The sequence below is a fragment of the Variovorax sp. CCNWLW235 genome (assembly GCF_037204085.1).
In the GTDB taxonomy this organism is placed as follows: domain Bacteria; phylum Pseudomonadota; class Gammaproteobacteria; order Burkholderiales; family Burkholderiaceae_C; genus Variovorax.
The window spans coordinates 1-15,728 of record NZ_JBBCBW010000013.1; the positions used below are offsets into that span (position 1 = coordinate 1).

Sequence of the window (15,728 nt, forward strand, 5' to 3'; positions counted from 1 at the left end):
CACCTCGTTCTGACGGGTTGGCAGATTTTATTTGGAGCGAAGCCATCAACGAAGTGTTTTCACACGACCTCGGCCGATCGCGTCTGTCGTGCGTCTGCAATTGACGCCCGCTTCTTGCTAGTGAACTGCCCTTCAACACGGTTGCTCCGACTACCAGCGGGAAGAAAAGCTGGGCCACAAAAGCCGGGGCGATTCAGTTCGCCCTGTGCTGTTAGCCTTACATGGTCGGCAGGGCCTCTGCCACGCCAACTCCGGCCATCGTGCCCAATTTTAGAAGTGAACTCACTATGACCAGCCCGCTGTACAACGCCTCCGTTCCCGTCATGCAGCAGATGCTGCGCGCCCTGTCCGACGTGCTCAAGAAGGCCGAAGACCACGCGACGCAAAAAAATATCGATCCAAATGCGCTGCTGCAGGCGCGGCTGTTCCCTGACATGTTTCCGCTAGTACGTCAGGTACAGATCGCCGCAGACTTCTCCAAGGGCATCGCCTCCCGCCTGGCTGGTGCCGAGGTGCCGTCCTGGCCTGACACTGAGGTCAGCTTCGCCGACCTGCAAGCGTTGATCGCCAAAGCTTTGGCCCATATCGGCTCCTTCAAGTCTGAGCAATTTGATTCAAACGAGAGCCGCGAGATCGTATTGCGCCCCGGCACCCCCAAGGAAAAGAAGCTGATCGCAGGCGCATATCTTCTGCACTATGGACTGCCGCAGTTTTTCTTCCACGTGACTACCACCTATGCCATCTTGCGCCACAACGGTATTGAGATCGGTAAGCGCGACTACATGGGTGCCTACTAACCCAAGACAGACAGGAGTTCAGCCACTCTGGCCACTGCCGCTCGATAGCAACTAGCGCCTCCGTCGCTGCGCGATTTCAGCTAACTGTGGATGGAGGCTTTATTTACCGTACTTTGCTTGGCGCTTGGTCAAAGCTGACCAACTGTCTGCTGCGTTAGTCCGTGAACTACAAAGTCGACCCGTTGCGAGCGTTCGACGTTGGTCTGCTGATGGCGGCGATGCAGCGATTTCTGTCGGTGATGTTGGCCCCCCGAGTTCACGGTTTTGGCCATGCAGCGGTCATTCATGCGCCAGTGTCATCTCGGACCCAGTGGCCGGTTTCAACGGACTGCTGACCTTGCCAGCCAGCCGGTACGTTCACGACGCCTGAACGTCTGCTGACCTCGGCCAGTTCGGCGTGAACTTGCTTGCGGCTTAATGAACCCGTAGCACCTCAAATTGCCGTCGGGTTAGAGCCACCTGTATCGACACCTCATCACCTTCGCATTTGCCCAGCATGGCCCTGCCCAAAGGTGCTTCGCTGCTGATGACCTGAACGAGCTGAGCGCCGCTGACCAACTTCATGCTGCCCTCATTCGGACCGAGGAAAAGCAGTTGCTGCTTGTCGTCGGAATCGACTAGGCAGACCAGCGCGCCGAGCTGTATACCTTTGCTGGCGTCGTAGGGACGCGGGCGGAATTGGCGCCAATTGGCCATCGCATGGCGGATCGCTTCGGCGCGCCGAGCTTGGCCGGTGGCCAGGTAGGCGGCTTCGAGCCCCAATGTGTCGTATTTGTTTTCGGCGATGTTCTCTTCGTGAGTCGCCGTTTCATGGGCCGCCCGCACTGCCTGCTCGGCTTGCAGCAGGTCTTCAGCGAGCCGCTCCAGCACCTGCTGTTGCAGCAAGAATTTATCCATGACGAAAGTTCGGCATCTCGAGCAAGCGGGGGGTAGGTTTTGAATATGAAGGGCTCCAGAACCTTCAACGCTTGTGCTGCAGGTTAACCTCAGTTGCGGCCCCCACTGCGGTCTTCCGACATTGTCCAAAGCTGCCGGTGGTCGCGCCAAAGCTAAGAGACATCTCCTTCCACGCATTGTCTAGCCAGGCACGCTGAATAAAGTCCAGCCATGTCCGCCGCTTTAGTCCCACGCCCCCAGTGCACCGCTTGCCTGCGCTCGCTCCGCGCCTGCATTTGCCGCTGGGTCGCGCCCACCGCCCACGCGGTGGAGGTAATAGTGCTGCAGCACCCGCTGGAGGTACACCAGGCCAAAGGCAGTGCCCGCCTGCTGCACCTCAGCTTGGCGCAGTGCCGTTTGGTGGTGGGTGAGGCATTTGCCGTGCCCGTCTGGCCCGTGGACGGCAAGCACACGCTGCTGCTGTACCCGGACAGTCTGCAAGATACCGCCCCGGACCTGCGCCCACCCCCGCTACCGCCCGAGTGGCCGGAAGCCCAGTCGCGCCTGCGCCTAGTCGTGCTGGACGGCACCTGGCGCAAAAGCCGAAAGATGCTCTATCAAAGCCCGCCACTGCAACAGTTGCCCCGCTTGGCCCTGCACAACCCGCCGCCTTCGCACTACCGTATCCGCAAAGCCCATAGGTCCGACCAACTTTCCACGCTGGAGGCGACCTGCTACGCCTTGTGCCAACTGGAAGGCGGTGCGGCGCGGTTCCAGCCCTTGTTGAATGCCTTCGACGGGTTTGTAGAGTACTTGGAGCAGGCTGGCGGGCAGCGAAACGCGCAAACCGACAAGTCCTGCCCTCGACCAAGGGTTACGGGGTTCATTTAAGTGACCAGCTAAATGGCTGGTTTGGTCGGGTGCAGCCTACCAGTACAAGGCTAGAACTGTGGCCTCCCCGATGAATCTTCCTTCCCAAACTCGCAACTCTTGACCCTCAGCGATGCGAGGCTTTACGAGATCGCGGTCGTCATGAAGTCTGAGACACCGTCACCGGACCGTTCAGCGTTTCCGCATGCGGCACTGTTCTCGACTAGCCGCCTGAACTGAAAGACTTCATTTGGATGAGCGGTTCTGGCCGCATCTGCCTTTGCGTCCGGGGAGCGCAAGAACCGGTCCAGTTCCGCTGGGGTCAGGTTCCTGGTCGGCGGGGTTTACGGAGCATGGGCGTGACGGCCGGTGCCGAACCCACCTGAATCTCGCCTATTACCTCGAAACCATGATGCTGGTAGAACGGAATGTTCGATCCCCTGCACCCTTTCTAGAGACAATGAACCCGCTCGAGACCGACCATGAGGGGATCAAGATGTCAGCCGACAACTGGTGGAAGTGCGGAATCGTCTATCAGGTCTATCCGCGTTCGTTCCAAGACAGCAACGGCGATGGCATCGGAGACCTGGACGGAATCCGCGCCCGGCTGGATCATCTGGTCTCGCTCGGCGTCGATGCGGTCTGGGTCTCGCCGATCTATCCCTCGCCGATGGCTGACTTCGGGTACGACATCTCCGATTTTTGCGACATAGATCCGCGCTTCGGGACGCTGGACGGCTTCGATGCGCTGGTGCAGGAGGCGCACGCGAGAGGGCTCAAGATCATCCTGGACTTCGTGCCCAACCACACGTCGGACCGTCATCCGTGGTTCGTGCAGAGCCGCAGCGCACGCAGCGATGCGCGACGCGACTGGTACATCTGGCGCGACCCGGCGCCGGGCGGCGGGCCGCCCAACAACTGGCTCAGCAATTTTGGCGGGCCGGCCTGGACCTTCGATCCGGCCACCGGCCAGTACTACGCCCATTCTTTCCTGAAGGAGCAGCCCGACCTCAACTGGCGCAACCCCGAAGTGCGAGCCGCGATGTACGAGGTGCTGCGCTTCTGGCTTCGGCGCGGCGTCGATGGATTCCGCGTCGACGTGCTCTCTCAAATCATCAAGGACGCGGAGTTCCGCGACAACCCGCCGAATCCGGACTTCGTGGAGGGCCAAGACCCATTCTTTCGCTGGTTGATGCTCTACAACACGGACCTGCCGGAGGTGCAGCCGATCGTGGCCGAGATGCGCCGGGTGGTCGACGCGTTCAGCGACACACGCTCGTCGCGCGTGCTGATTGGCGAGCTCTACCTGCCGCTCACGCGCCTGGTTGCCTACTACGGACTCAACGCCGAAGGTGTGCTCGAAGGCGTGCAACTGCCCTTCAACTTTCAGCTGATTGCGACCGAGTGGCAGGCGGCGCGCATCGACCGCCTGGTGCGCGACTACGAAGCCGCCCTGCCCGCGGGCGCCCAGCCGAACTGGGTGCTGGGCAACCACGACAGATCCCGCATTGCGAGCCGCGTCGGGCCACAGATGGCGCGGCTCGCGGCCATGCTGCTGCTCACGCTGCGCGGCACACCAACGCTCTACTACGGCGACGAGATCGGCATGACGGACGTTGCCATTCCCGCAGATGAAGTGCAGGACCCGTTCGAGAAGAACAAGCCCGGCATGGGCCTGGGCCGCGACCCGGAGCGAACACCCATGCAGTGGAGCGCCAGAGAGCACGCAGGGTTCACGACAGGTACGCCGTGGCTGCGCCTGGCGGCCGATTGGCCCACGAACAATGTGGAAGCGCAATCACGCGACGCAGGGTCGATGCTGACGCTCTACCGCCGCCTCATCGCGTTGCGCCGCAGGCAACCTGCGCTGAACCGGGGCAACTATGAAGCGCTTGAAACCGAGGGCGAGGTGCTCGCCTATGCGCGCAACGGCGAAGAACAACGGCTGGTGGTGCTCCTCAACTTCGGTGCCAGCCCGGCGCCGATCTCGCCGGCGCTGATGCCGCGCCAGCCGATCGTGCTGGCATCGACCGCCCCTGCGCGCGCCGAGTTCATCAAGGGGCCGCTGGTGCTGGCGCCTTGCGAAGGCGTCGTCATCGGCACTGCGAACGACAAGGGCCCCGACGACATGATGAGCAATCAAGGCTTGCCGGTCTATATCTCGACATAGCTGCGCGCGTGCCAACGCACGCGCACGGGCCACTTCGCGTCGGCGATGGTTTCCGAATTCACGTCCTTGCCGCTGCCGTAGTTGATCTGCCGGTCGGGGCGCCTGTTGAGGCCAATCAGCAGCACGATGCGGCTGCCTGCCGCCAGCCTGCACGCCGTCACGCGTTCGGCGGTGAACGCGAGCAGCTGACGCTCGCCGGCCCGAAGAAGCCTGCGACGCACGCGATTGGCTGCGTAGCTGGCGCGGAAGTCGTAGGGATCGAACAGCAGTCGGTACTCGCCGCTTGCCGTCTGCTCGTACACCGAGACGTTGAAGTCCACGTCCTGGCGCGAGGGCGTGATGTCGAACACGCCGCGCAGGCTACCGACGATTTCGGTGTCCTCCAGGAGCGGATCACTGGCAAAGCTGATGCTGTTGCGCGTCGGCAGTTGGTTGGCGCGCAGCGCGTCCGGCCACGGGATGCGCACGTCACGTCGATCGGCCAGATCGACCGAAAGCCGCGCGTTGCCACCGCCTTCGGGCGCAGTCGGCAACAGGCGGCGCGGGCCGTCGCGCTCGCGGGTGTCGAGGTAAAGGCGTAGCGGGGTGCGCTTCGGCGCGTCCAGCGTCGGCACATGGCGCCACTGGTCCGCGCCCATCACCTGGTAGTTGACGCGGTCGATCAGCAGAGAAGGCTTGTTCGCTCCCTTCAGGATGTGGTCGAACCATTGCAAGCGCAGCTCGGGCAGGTCGACGCGTGCGACGGGGTCCAGCGTGTAGCCGCGCAGCGTCGGCGCCGTGCCGAGCCGAATCGAGGCCGCGTCGTAGGGGCCGAGCAGCAGCGTCGTGTCGGCCTGCGGCCGGTTGCGAAGATGCTCTTGGTGAAAGTAGAGCGCGCCGGCGTCAGCGCCGTAGTAGCCGGCAAAGCTGAGCACCGGAATGTCGATGCGCGCAAACTGCTGCGCCGACGGCAGGAACTTCTGCCAGTAGCGGTCGTGGCTGGGGTGCGTCAGCCAGGTGCGGATCAGCCTGCTGCGCTTGCCAATCAGGACGCGGTCGATGTCCCAGTAAGGGCGATTGCCTCGATACCACCGCGCGTCGAGTGCCTGCCACGTCGCGTCCGGGCCGGCGTCTGCGCCGGCCCGCAGCGGCTCGGCATCCGCATGCCCCCGTGCCCAGCGGACCATGCCGTTGCGAAAGATTTGCCCGGCCTTCGGAAAGTCGATGCCCGGCGCCATCGGCGCGATGGTGGCAATGGCCTTGAGGGCGGCCGGTCTCAAGCGGGCGGCGGCCCAGGCGGTGTAGCCGGAGTAGCCGTCGCCGAGCATGCAGACGCGGCCGTCGCTCCACGCCTGCTGGGCAATCCAGTCGATGACGGCGGCGGCGTCTTCGCCGTCGCGGATGAACGGCCACACGGCGCCCTTGCCGTCGGGCGTGCGTCCGCGCACGTACGCCGTGACGCCGACGTAGCCTTTGACGGCGCTGCGATGGGCGTCGTCCTCGGCGGGATCGAGCGTGAAGCGCAGCAGCGTCGGCAGAGCGCCTACTGCGTCATTGGTGCGGCCGGGCCGAACCAGGCTTGCGAAGATGACACCGCCGCGCACGGGAATCCTGAGGTCGGCCTCCGTCACGTAGCGGTTGCGGTTTTCCGCCGCGAACAGTTCGGGCAGCAGCGCGCCGAAGCTGCGGCGCGACTCGTACGAATGCCAGGTCCGCACCAGCGCCAGGGCATCGGCCTCCGGGAGGCTGCCCTTCGCGCGCCACAGATCGAAAGCTTGGCGCAGCGGCTCTGCATACACCGCCGCCGGGATTTCGAGCCGCGCCATGATGGCCTGGGCTTGCGCATTGTCGAGCGGCGACACCAGTTCCCGGAACGCACGCGCGAAGGCTTCGGCGAAGTGGAGGCGCTCGTTCGCTTCGAGTGCGCGCGCACGCGCATAGATGCCGTCGAGGATCGCACGCTGCACCAGGTCGTCGAACGGCTTGCCTTGGCGGCGGGTGCGCAGGGCCCGGCTGCTGTCGGAGGCTGCACGGTAGGCGCCGCTGACGATCTGCAAAGCGGCGAGGTTGGCCAGGAAGACATCGGTGTCCGCGTCCTGGTACACAGGCAGGATGCGCAGGGCCAGATCGCGCATCAGCTCTGCCGCGGTGGCATCTTCAGGATCGCGCGGTGGCCGGAAGCCGAAATCCGCCGCCCAGGCCCACGCGGGCAGCGCAGGAATCAGCCGCATGAGAGCGCGACGGACTCGACTGACGGTCGACCCGGGGTATCTCATGGTCGCTGCTCCTCGGGCACGCCGTTCGGCGGCGCCTTGACCAGATGCACCACCTGCGTGAACAGCCGGTCGTGCGCTTGTCCGGCCGAGCCTATGTGGACGATGCCCGTGTGCGTGAGCTTGCCCAGAACATCGATGATGAGTTCGAGCGTGTCGTCGTCGAACGCACCGAAGGCTTCGTCCATCACCAGCCAGGGCGGTGCCTGCAGCGCCACCCGGGCGAAGCCAAGGCGCAACTGCTCGTCCATGCTGAGCTCGCGCTCCCAGCGAGCCGTCTTGTTCAGCAATGGTTCCAGGCGCTGGAGGCCCACACTCGCCAGTGCGGCCACCATGGCTTCTCTGGGGTAGCTCGACGGTTCCATCGCATACGACAGCACTTCGGCCAGCGTGCCGCGGGGAATGTAGGGCGTGCCGCGCGGCATGTAGTGGATCGTCTCGCCGGCGGGCCGGCGCACGGTGCCGGAGCCCCAGGGCCAAAGGCCCGCGAGCGCCCGGAACAGCAAGGTCTTCTCGGTGCCCGGTGTGCCGAGAATCAAGACGCGCTGGCCGCGGTGCACAACGAGCTCCGGGGTGTCCAGCCGGTCGTGGCCGCTCCACGAGCGAACCTCGAGCGCTTCGATCGCGAGCGCCTCGGCTCCGCCCTCCTCATAGGCGATGCGGCTGCCGCCTGCCTGTGCCTCCAGATCGGACGCCAGCATCCGGCGCAGGTCGGCGACTCGCAGCAGCGTGGCGCGCCAGTCGGCAATGATGCTGAAGTTGTCGACGAACCAGCGCAGCGACGACTGCGCCTGCGTGAACGCCGCGGCGGCCATCATCAAGCCGCCGAACGAAACCTTGCCCGAAAAGTAGAGGGGTGCGGCCACCAGCGTCGGCGCGATGATGGTGACCCAGCCGAAGCCCGCGGTAACCCAGGTCAGGTTGGTCAGGCCGAGCACCACGCGAGACGTGGCGCGCAAGACGTCGCCGAAATGCATGGCAACGCGGCGCTTCTCGTCGGCCTCGCCGCCCGCCAGGGAGATGCCGTCGAGATGCTCGTTGATGCGCGTCAGCGAAAAGCGCAATTCGCCTTCACGCGCGTAGCGCTCGGCGTTGCGCGAGATCAGGCCGTTGCCGACCCAGTAAGTGACCAGCGAACCGGCGACCGCATAAGCGATGGCCGCCCACAGCATGAAGCCCGGCAGCACGTGGTCCTTGCCATCGAAAAAGAGGCTGAAGTCCTTGGAGAGGACCCACAGCACGCTCGCAAAGCTGCCGAACAGCATCGTTGCCTGCAACAGACCCACGCCGAGGGCGACCGACAGATCGCACAGCTTCAGCGTGTCGTCGTGCATGCGCTGATCGGGGTGAGCCCCCATCGGGCCGCTGGCTTGCAGCCAGAACGCCCGGCGCGGCTGCAGCCACAGCCCCACGAGGTCATTGACCACGGCCTCGCGCAGCTTCAGCTGCAAGGTTTCGCCGAGCCACCTCTGCGCGACATTCAAGACCAGCAGCACGCCCGCAATGATTGCGAAGACGCCTACCTGCACGACGAATTCGCCGAGGTCGCGGCGCGAGATTGCATCGTAGAAGGGCTTGTTCCAGCTGTTGAGTTCGATCTGCCCATACGCCGTGAGCGCGACGACCACGACGATCGCGGCCATCAGCGCGACAAGCGTTTTTGCGACCGGGGACACGCGCAAGGCGCCGAGCAATTCGCTGACCTGACGGAAGAAACCGGTCCTTGCAGCCGGCTCGACAGGGTTCTTCGGCCTCGCGCTCATCGCCTACCGCGATGCCTCGCAAGCGGCGGCCGCGACGCGGCGCGCCGAGACACATGAAATGAACGCGGCATGGCTCCAGGCCAGTTGCTTGGCCGAGGTCTGCGCGCCGCTGCGCTGGTCGAACTGTTCCGACAGTTCACCACCGGCCGGCGTGTACGCGCGCACGGTGGCGAGGTAGGCGTCACCGCGTTTGAACCAATGGCGTGCATCGCCGCCCGCCGCCGCTGCGGCGCGGAAGCAGAACTCGGCGGCGCCGAGGGTCGAGAAGTAGTACGCGCCGCCCGAGTAGTACACGTCGCCGCCATAGCGACCCATCGCCGCGCCGAGGCCTGCGCCGCGGCCGTGGTTGATGGGATAGGCCGCATCGAACAGCGCGTCGAGGCGCACCAGCGTGGCCTGCATGCGCGGATCGGCCGGTCCATGCGCCGTCTCGGTGCCAAGGCTGTGGATCGCCGACAGGATCACCGCGATGTCCAGCGCCTTCGGACCGGGCCGCCCATTCACCAGTGCGCGTGAGCGGTAGTAGCCGTGTGCCGCACCGTCCCGTTCATCGACCCAGTAGTCGTCGAGCAGCCGCAGCACGGCCTGCGACTCATCCCGGCAGCGCTGCGCCAGCGCCGTGTCGCCCAAGCCCTCCAGCCATGCCGCGCCTTCGGCCAACGCGGCCCCTGAAACGCGCAGTGTGTAGTAGTGGTGGCCGAGTTCCTCCTCCCAGATGTCGTAGGACGGCTCGCGCCAATAACGCAGCGTGAAGTCGAGATCGAAGCGGATCAGCTTGGAAACCTCCGCCAGCAGCGGCGCGTCGAGGTGCCCGCCGGCTGCCCAGCGCAGCAGGGCCAGCGCGCGCAGCGGCGCGCCGTCGTGCTGGGGCCGATTCCATCGGCAGACGTCGAGCGTGCCGTCGGGGTTCACCCGCGTCTCGGCGGTCACCAGGTCGCCGAAAGCTTTCGCAAGGTCATGGTCCTCGCGCAGGTACTGCAGGAGCTCGGGGGCCACGCACGCGCTGCGGTCCTCCACCGCGGCAGCCGCGCGGCCGTCGAGGCAGTTCAACTCCAGGCTGAAATGGGTGAAGTCGCGCAGGTGCTGCAGGGCTTCGTCGCTGACGAGCCCTTCGGCGTAGAGCAGGCGCAGTGCATCGATGACGACCGCGGAATCGCGGAACCAATGAAAGAAGTAGTCCGGGTCGGGGTTGTAGTCTGCGAGGACGGGCGAGGCGACGATGGCGCCGGCCATCGGCCGCACGGTCTGGCCGAAGCCCGGTCGGTGCTTGACGATCGAGATCGGCGAGATGCTGGACAGCATCGCGCTCGCCGAATGGCGCAGCTGAGTTTCGAGCCAGGACTCGAAAGCCGGATCTTGCGGGCTCGCCACGCTGAAGGTCACGGTTCAGGCGACCCCAGATGCGGGCTGCTGAAGTCCAGGGCGCGCAGCCCGGCCTGCACTTCAGGCACGCTCATGAACAGTTTCCAAAGAAGGCCCGTGCGATGGTTCTCCATCATCACGACGATCGGGCCCTGGTCGATTGCAAGATAAGTGTCTGCGAACCAGTCTCGCTGCTCGCAGAACGCATCGACGAAGCCGTAGTCTCTCCACACCCGCTCGCCATGCGCGGTGAGGAAATGCCGCAGCACCTGCATCACCTCGGCCGGCGCGTACGGCAAGCTGGCCAGTGCGGCCGTCGGCGAGATGGTGCCGTTGTCGTTGTTCGGATCGTGCGCAAGGTAGCCGTCGGGGTCGTCGCTCGCGGTCAGGCCCCAGCACGATTCGCCGTAGCCCGCGTAGCCCCGCGGATTGGCAACGCAGTGGGCGCGGTTGATCTGCACGTGGCGGCTGTTGAGATCCCAATAGTCGGCATAGCGATCCTTCAGGCCGCGTGGATCGAGGCCGCAGAACGAGTAGTGCGCAAAGAACAGCGGGCCGGCGTTCGGCGGGCCCAGCGGCAGTTCAATGCCTTGGTACGAGCGGCCATTGAGGAAGTCGGGGCCGGAGGCGTAGCCGCCGTGGTAGACCTTCGGATCGATCGCATGGCGTGGCGCGGCCGCCGCCAGAAAGTACGTGATGAGGCACTCGTTCCAGCCGTGCACCTGGTGGTTCATGGCCCAGCCGTGGTTGGGGCTCCAGTGCCAATACAGCACATCCTGTCCGCCCTGGGTAAACCAGTTCCATTCAACCTCGTGCCACAGCGTATCGATGTCGCCGCGCAACCGGCGCGCCATGGCCGTGTCCTCGCTGAAATACTGGCGCGCACACAGCAGGCCCATGCAAAGGAACGAGGTCTCGACCAGATCGCCCGCGTCGTCCTTGGGGCTCATCGGGATCGTCGCGCCACTCGCCCCGTCCATGAAATGCGGGAAGGCGCCGTGGTAGCGCCTGGCGCGCAAGAGCGCGTCCCGCATGCGCCCCAGGCGCTCCAGCGCTGCGTCCCGCGCGACCCAGCCGCGCTCCACCGCGACGATCAGGGCCATGATGCCGAAGCCCGTGCCGCCGATCGCGACCCTCTCGTCGGCCAAGTCTTCGCCCGTGGCGCTGACGAGCGTGCGGCGGTCGAGCGCCAAGCCACTGGCGGCATCTGCACCGTCCCAGAAATAGCGGAAGGTCTGCCGCTGCACGGCGTCGATCAAGGCTTCATCGGGCAGGGCTGCCAGTGCCCTCGGGTTCCTGTCATCCTTCAGCACGAACGGCTCCTTTCGTTGTCGTCTCGGTAACACGTTTGGTTTCACCGAATTGTCGGCAGCGCAACGCGGCCGAGGCTCTCCGCCCGCAGCATGCCATCATTAAGGCCCTTGGGTTCTATTCGAAATCCCTGATGAGCCGCATCTACACCCTCATGGCCCGGATGACGCTAGCCGAAAAGCTGGGTCAACTGACGATGACTGCCTCCAGCTACACGGTCACCGGGCCGGTGCTCGCGGGGGACTCCACGCAGTCGATCATCGACGGCACCGTCGGCAATCTGCTGAACATGGTTGGCGCCGGCCCCACACACGAGATGCAGCGGCTGGCCGTCGAGAAGTCACGGCTTGGCATTCCACTCTTGATCGGCCTGGACATCATTCATGGCCATCGCACGCTCTTTCCGATTCCGCTTGCCGAGGCCGGCACCTTCGACGAAGACCTCTGGGAGCGAACGGCGCGCGAGGCCGCGCGCGAAGGCGCTGCCGACGGCCTGGCGATGACTTTTGCGCCGATGCTCGACGTATCGCGCGATCCCCGCTGGGGCCGCACCGCGGAAGGACCCGGCGAAGACCCCTGGTTGAACGCACGCATCGCAGAGGCCAAGGTGCGCGGCTTCCAGGGAGCCGACCTGTCATCGGCCGAATCGCTGGCCGCTTGCGCCAAGCATTTCGTCGCGTACGGCGCAGTCAACGCGGGGCGGGAATACGCCGCCGTGGACATTTCAGAGCGCACTTTGCGCGAGGTGCATCTGCCGGGCTTCGCAGCAGCGGTCCGCGCCGGCGTCGCGACGCTGATGCCCGCCTTTACCGATCTCAACGGCGTGCCGATGACGGCGCACATCCCCTTGCTGCGCGACTGGCTGCGCGGCGAGATGGGCTGGGACGGCGTCATCGTCAGCGACTACAACGCGATCGCGGAGTTGATCAAGCACGGCGTCGCGGCCGATCTCGTCGATGCCGCGGTACTGGCGCTGAAGGCCGGCGTCGACATCGACATGATGGCCGACGCGTATCGCAAGGGCCTGCCGATCGCGCTCGAGCAGGGACGGGTGACCATCGAAGAGATCGACGCGAGCGTGCGCCGCGTGTTGCGACTCAAGGAGCAGCTCGGCCTGTTCGACGATCCCTACCGCCGCGGCGCGACACCGGAGCCCGTGGCCGTTGTCGCCGAGCGGCACACGCTGTCGCGCGACGCCGGGCGCAAGGCCATCGTCATGCTGAAGAACGAGCGGGACACCCTCCCCTTGCCTGCTGCACCGAAGGCACTGTGCGTCATCGGTCCGCTGGCCGATGCAAGCACCGAGATGAAAGGCCCGTGGTGGGGTGCCGGCGAACACGAGCCGGCCGTCAGCGTGCTTGCCGGCTTGCGCGCCGCGCTTCCGCAAACCGACATTCGCCATGCACCCGGCGTCGCCATCGAGGGTGGCGACGACAGCGGCATCGAAGCTGCCATTGCGCTCTGCGACGGCGCCGACGCCATCCTGCTGTGCCTGGGCGAGCGTGCCACGATGAGCGGCGAGGCGGCGAGCCGCGCCACGCCCGCGCTTCCCGGCCGGCAACAGGCCCTGGCCGAAGCGGTGACGGCACGCGCAGGCGCGCTCGGCATCCCCGTCATTGCAATCTTGTTCTCGGGCCGCCCGCTGGTCGTCCCCTGGCTGGCCCAACACGCCGACGCGCTGTTGGCGGCGTGGTTCATCGGCATCGAAGCCGGCCATGCGATCGCCGACGTGGTCACGGGCCGGGTGTCGCCTGGAGGTCGCACGCCGATGAGCTGGCCGCGCGCAGTCGGGCAGGTGCCTATCTACTTTGGCCAGCGTCCCACCGGCCGGCCGATCAATCCTGCCGACTACTTCACGAGCAAGTACCAGGACGTCGAAAACACGCCGCTGTATGCCTTCGGCCACGGCTTGACCTACGGCCGGTTTATCTACGAAGAGCTTCAGGTCGAGCCGCGCCGCCTGTGCGAGCAGGACACGCTGAAGATCAGCGTCAGACTGCGCAACGTTGGCGCGCGCGAGGCTGAAGAAACAGTCTTCCTGTTTATTCGCGGCAAGCGAAGCCGTGTCACCCGGCCGTTGCTGGAACTCAAGGGCTACGCGAAGCTGCGATTGATGCCTGGCGTTGCCGGCTCGGTGAACCTGGAACTGCCGGCGGCCGAGTTGCGCTACCTCGGGCCGGACCTGCAGCCCTTGTTCGAGGCAGGCGAAGTCGAGGTCTTTGTCGGGCCGAGTGCTGAGGAATCAGGGTTGCTGCGCCAGATCATCGAGTTGTGTTGAAGCACTGCGGATTTCATCGACGATGCCAGCGCCCAATCACTCCACCGTCACGCTCTTCGCAAGATTGCGCGGCTTGTCGACATCGGTTCCGCGCGCGCAGGCCGTGTGATACGCCAGCAGCTGCAGCGGCACCACGTGCAGCAGCGGCGACAGCGCACCGTAGTGCTCGGGCATGCGGATGACGTGCAGGCCTTCGCTGCCCTTGATCTTGGTGTCGCCGTCGGCCAGCACATAAAGCACGCCGCCGCGTGCGCGCACTTCCTGCAGGTTGCTCTTGAGCTTTTCGAGCAGGGTGTCGTTCGGCGCCACGGCCACCACGGGCATTTCACTGGTCACCAGCGCTAGCGGGCCGTGCTTGAGCTCGCCGGCGGCATAGGCCTCGGCGTGGATGTAGGTCACTTCCTTGAGCTTGAGCGCGCCTTCGAGCGCAATCGGGTAGTGCAGCCCGCGGCCGAGGAAGAGCGCGTTGTCCTTGCGCGCGAAGTCTTCGGCCCAGCCGATGATCTGCGGCTCGAGCGCGAGCACAGACTGCAGCGCCACGGGCAGGTGGCGCATCTCCTTCAGGTAGCGCGCCTCGTCGGCTTCGCTCAGGCGGCCCTTGCTTTGCGCAATGGCAAGCGTCAGCAAAAAGAGGCCGGCCAGCTGCGTGGTGAAGGCCTTGGTCGAGGCCACGCCAATTTCGACGCCGGCGCGCGTGATGTAGGCGAGCTTGCATTCGCGCACCATGGCGCTGGTGGCCACGTTGCAGATGGTGAGGGTCTGCTCCATGCCGAGCGATCGCGCATGCTTGAGCGCGGCGAGCGTGTCGGCGGTTTCGCCCGACTGGCTGATGGTGACGACGAGCGTCTTGGGGTCGGGCACTGAATCGCGATAGCGGTATTCGCTTGCGATCTCTACCTGCGTCGAGATCTTGGCGATGCTCTCTAGCCAGTACTTGGCGGTGCAGCCGCTGTAATAACTGGTGCCGCACGCAAGGATGAGGATCTTGTCGATGTCCTTGAACACGCGGTGCGCGCTGGCACCGGTGGCGCCGTCCTGCCCGATGCCGTCGAACAGCTCGGGCACGATGCCGGCCACACCTTCGAGCGTGTCGCCAATGGCGCGCGGCTGCTCGAAGATTTCCTTCTGCATGTAGTGGCGGTAGGGGCCGAGCTCGGCCGCGCCGCTGTGGGCCTGCACGGTGCGCACCTGCCGCTCGACGGGCTTGTGGCTGCGGTCGACGATCCAGTACTTGCCGGGCTGCACATCGACCACGTCGCCTTCTTCGAGATAGACGATCTGGTCGGTGACACCGGCCAGGGCCATGGCATCGCTCGCAAGAAAGTTTTCGCCGCCTTCCCTGCCCACGCCAAGGATGAGCGGTGAGCCCGCGCGCGCGCCGACCACGCGCTGCGGTTCGTCGCGGCAGATCACGGCAATGGCATAGGCGCCGTGCAGCTGCAGCACCGCGGCCTTCACGGCCTCGAACAGGTCGCCGTCGTAGAGGCTGTCGACCAGGTGGGCGATCACCTCGGTGTCGGTCTGGCTCTCGAAGACGTAGCCCTTGGCTTCGAGCGTTGCACGCAGTGCTTCGTGGTTTTCGATGATGCCGTTGTGCACCAGCGCGATGCGGCCGGCGCGCGCGCCTTGCGCGTCGGCGCCGGGCCCATGGCTGAAGTGCGGGTGCGCGTTGTGCACGGCCGGTGCGCCGTGCGTGGCCCAGCGCGTGTGGGCGATGCCCGTCAGGCCTTCGACATGGTCTTCGCGCACTTGCGTGACGAGGTCCGCCACGCGCGATGTGGTGCGCGCACGCGTGAGGCCACCCGCATGAACCGCGACGCCGCAGGAGTCATAACCGCGGTATTCGAGCCTTTGAAGCCCCTGGACCAGGACCGGAACGATGTTGCGATGGGACGCTGCGCCGACGATGCCGCACATGGTGAGCTGCCTTTGAATGAAGAGGAGGCCTCATGGTAGAGATGAGGCGAGAAAATATGCATTCGAAATTGCGCGGATTTCGACGATTTATTTCATCACCCATCCAATTTGGATTTTTATTCCATAATTTAC

Annotated in this window: 10 protein-coding genes; 4 read left to right on the forward strand and 6 right to left on the reverse strand. The window is 65.3% G+C overall.

The genetic code is table 11. From position 1 onward, the window contains the following. Window positions 1-287: 287 nt before the first annotated feature. Entirely contained in the window at window positions 288-797 is a 510-nt protein-coding gene (locus V9L21_RS15585) for a DUF1993 domain-containing protein (protein ID WP_337313318.1), read from the forward strand. A gap of 414 nt (window positions 798-1,211) precedes the next feature. Here V9L21_RS15585 and V9L21_RS15590 read toward each other — a convergent pair whose 3' ends face one another. After that, window positions 1,212-1,694 (reverse strand): GreA/GreB family elongation factor, encoded by a 483-nt coding sequence (locus tag V9L21_RS15590; RefSeq protein ID WP_337313320.1) that lies wholly within the window; start codon window positions 1,692-1,694, stop codon window positions 1,212-1,214. 210 nt (window positions 1,695-1,904) lie between these two features. Here V9L21_RS15590 and V9L21_RS15595 point away from each other — a divergent pair, with 210 nt between their 5' ends. Both V9L21_RS15595 and V9L21_RS15600 read left to right on the forward strand, forming a co-directional pair. Beyond that, a complete protein-coding gene (locus V9L21_RS15595) occupies window positions 1,905-2,564 on the forward strand; it encodes a tRNA-uridine aminocarboxypropyltransferase (RefSeq protein WP_337313322.1) in 660 nt (219 codons plus the stop codon). 475 nt (window positions 2,565-3,039) lie between these two features. After that, window positions 3,040-4,713: an alpha-amylase family glycosyl hydrolase gene (locus V9L21_RS15600; RefSeq protein WP_337313324.1), complete on the forward strand. Its 1,674-nt coding sequence runs from the start codon at window positions 3,040-3,042 to the stop codon at window positions 4,711-4,713. Here the strand turns inward: V9L21_RS15600 and V9L21_RS15605 are convergent. From V9L21_RS15605 to V9L21_RS15620, 4 genes are all read right to left on the reverse strand, one after another. Then, a complete protein-coding gene (locus V9L21_RS15605; protein WP_337313326.1) occupies window positions 4,698-6,968 on the reverse strand; it encodes a CocE/NonD family hydrolase in 2,271 nt (756 codons plus the stop codon). The genes V9L21_RS15600 and V9L21_RS15605 overlap by 16 nt on opposite strands. Then, window positions 6,965-8,608, reverse strand: a complete 1,644-nt coding sequence (locus V9L21_RS15610; RefSeq protein WP_337313328.1) for an ABC transporter ATP-binding protein/permease — start codon at window positions 8,606-8,608, stop codon at window positions 6,965-6,967. The genes V9L21_RS15605 and V9L21_RS15610 overlap by 4 nt, the downstream gene beginning before the upstream one ends. 123 nt (window positions 8,609-8,731) lie before the next feature. Beyond that, a complete protein-coding gene (locus tag V9L21_RS15615) occupies window positions 8,732-10,111 on the reverse strand; it encodes a glycoside hydrolase family 15 protein (protein WP_337313330.1) in 1,380 nt (459 codons plus the stop codon). Beyond that, on the reverse strand, window positions 10,108-11,403 hold the full coding sequence (locus V9L21_RS15620) for a glucoamylase family protein (RefSeq protein WP_337313332.1): 1,296 nt from the start codon (window positions 11,401-11,403) through the stop codon (window positions 10,108-10,110). Before V9L21_RS15620 ends, V9L21_RS15615 begins: the two co-directional genes overlap by 4 nt. 131 nt (window positions 11,404-11,534) lie before the next feature. Between V9L21_RS15620 and V9L21_RS15625 the strand changes: the two genes are divergently transcribed. After that, window positions 11,535-13,679: a glycoside hydrolase family 3 N-terminal domain-containing protein gene (locus tag V9L21_RS15625; RefSeq protein WP_337313334.1), complete on the forward strand. Its 2,145-nt coding sequence runs from the start codon at window positions 11,535-11,537 to the stop codon at window positions 13,677-13,679. Between the two features lie 36 nt (window positions 13,680-13,715). Here V9L21_RS15625 and glmS read toward each other — a convergent pair whose 3' ends face one another. Continuing rightward, complete coding sequence (gene glmS, locus V9L21_RS15630) at window positions 13,716-15,596, reverse strand: glutamine--fructose-6-phosphate transaminase (isomerizing) (RefSeq protein ID WP_337313336.1); 1,881 nt, start codon at window positions 15,594-15,596, stop codon at window positions 13,716-13,718. Between the last annotated feature and the right edge of the window lie 132 nt (window positions 15,597-15,728).